Annotated in this window: 2 protein-coding genes; both read left to right on the forward strand. The window is 72.9% G+C overall.

The annotated features are described in order from the left end of the window. Positions 1 to 263: 263 nt before the first annotated feature. Positions 264 to 971 (forward strand): urease subunit gamma, encoded by a 708-nt coding sequence (gene ureA, locus ACFW9D_RS38480; protein ID WP_188336696.1) that lies wholly within the window; start codon positions 264 to 266, stop codon positions 969 to 971. After that, on the forward strand, positions 968 to 1,887 hold a 920-nt coding region (locus tag ACFW9D_RS38485), incomplete at its 3' end, for an urease subunit alpha (protein WP_384630139.1). The genes ureA and ACFW9D_RS38485, both read left to right, overlap by 4 nt.

Raw genomic sequence — 1,887 nt, forward strand, 5'->3', positions numbered from 1 at the left:
TTCCCCGCGCCCCTGAAATGCAGGCGCTGCGCGCCGCATTTCCCCGATCAAGGTGCGGGGTGCCTTTCATCTGGGGAAGGCGCGGCGAAGCCGCAGCCTTTCAGGGGCGCGGGGAACTGCGCGAGAAGCCCCACCGGCCGGCACTCGCCGACGAACCCCTATAGAGCAGAACTCAAATCGAGCCGCACGACACACCCGCCCCCTCTACCCGTTCCCAGCGGCCAGCGTTAGAGTGGTGCTCTAAACCCGAACGGAGCGCCCCCTTGCGACTGACCCCCACAGAACGCGACCGCCTCCTCCTCTTCGGCGCCGCCGAACTCGCCCGGGCCAGAAAGTCCCGCGGCCTGCGGCTGAACGTGCCGGAGGCGACCGCCCTGATCGCGGACACCGTCTGCGAGGCGGCCCGCGACGGCCGCCGGCTCGCCGAGGCCATCGAGGCGGCCCGCTCCGTCCTCGGCCCCGACGACGTACTGCCCGGCGTCGCCGACGTCGTCACGGAGGTCCACGTGGAGGCCGTCTTCGACGACGGCTCCCGCCTGGCCGTCGTCAGCGACCCGATCGGCGGCGGCATCGGCGAGGACGCCCCGGGCGCCCTCCTCCCCGGCCCCGAGCACTCCGACCCGGCCCCGGAGCTGACCCTCACGGTCACCAACACCGCGTCCGTGCCCGTCTCGGTCACCTCGCACTTCCACTTCTTCGAGGCCAACCCCCGCCTCCGCTTCGACCGCGCCGCCGCGTACGGCATGCGGCTCGCCGTACCGGCCGGCTCCTCCGTGCGCTTCGGCCCCGGCGAGAGCGGCGAGGTCGGCCTCGTCCCGATCGGCGGCGCCCGCGTCGCCATCGGCTTCGCCGGACTCGTCGACGGCCCGCTCGACGCCCCCGGCGCCCGCGAGGAGGCGCTGCGCCGCGCCGCCGCCTGCGGCTATCTCGGCGTACCCGACACCACCAGCGACGAGGAGGCCGCCCGATGAGCCGCCCCGGAGGACACCCCGCCGAGGCCCGGCGCCTCACCCCGCACGAGTACGCGGCGACCCACGGCCCCCGCGCCGGCGACCGCATCCGCCTCGGCGACTCGGGCCTCACCATCCGCGTCGAGTCCGACTCACAGGCGTACGGCGACGAGTTCCTGGCCGGCTTCGGCAAGACGGCCCGCGACGGACTCCACCTGAAGGCCGCCGCCGTCCGCGACACCTGCGACATCGTGATCAGCAACGTCGTGGTGATCGACGCCGCGCTCGGCATCCGCAAGGTGTCCATCGGCATCCGCGAGGGCCGCATCCACGCGATCGGCCGCGCCGGCAACCCGGACACGCTCGACGGAGTCGACGTCGTCGTCGGCACCGGTACCACGATCGTCTCCGGCGAGGGCCTCATCGCCACCGCCGGAGCCGTCGACACCCACGTCCACCTGCTGTCCCCGCGCATCATGGAGGCCTCGCTCGCCTCCGGCGTCACGACGATCATCGGCCAGGAGTTCGGCCCCGTCTGGGGCGTCGGCGTCAACTCGCCGTGGGCGCTCAAGCACGCCTTCTCCGCCTTCGACGCCTGGCCCGTCAACATCGGCTTCCTGGGCCGCGGTTCGTCCTCGCACGAGGCCCCGCTGGTCGAGGCGCTCGCCGAGGGCGGTGCCCTGGGCTTCAAGGTCCACGAGGACATGGGCGCCCACACCCGCGCCCTGGACACCGCGCTGCGCGTCGCCGAGGAGCACGACGTCCAGGTCGCCCTGCACAGCGACGGCCTGAACGAATGCCTGTCCGTCGAGGACACCCTCAAGGTGCTCGAAGGCCGCACCATCCACGCCTTCCACATCGAGGGCTGCGGCGGCGGCCACGTGCCGAACGTCCTGAAGATGGCCGGTGTCCCGAACGTCATCGGGTCCTCCACCAA

Source organism: Streptomyces sp. NPDC059524 (assembly GCF_042749255.1).
Taxonomy (GTDB): domain Bacteria; phylum Actinomycetota; class Actinomycetes; order Streptomycetales; family Streptomycetaceae; genus Streptomyces; species Streptomyces xanthii.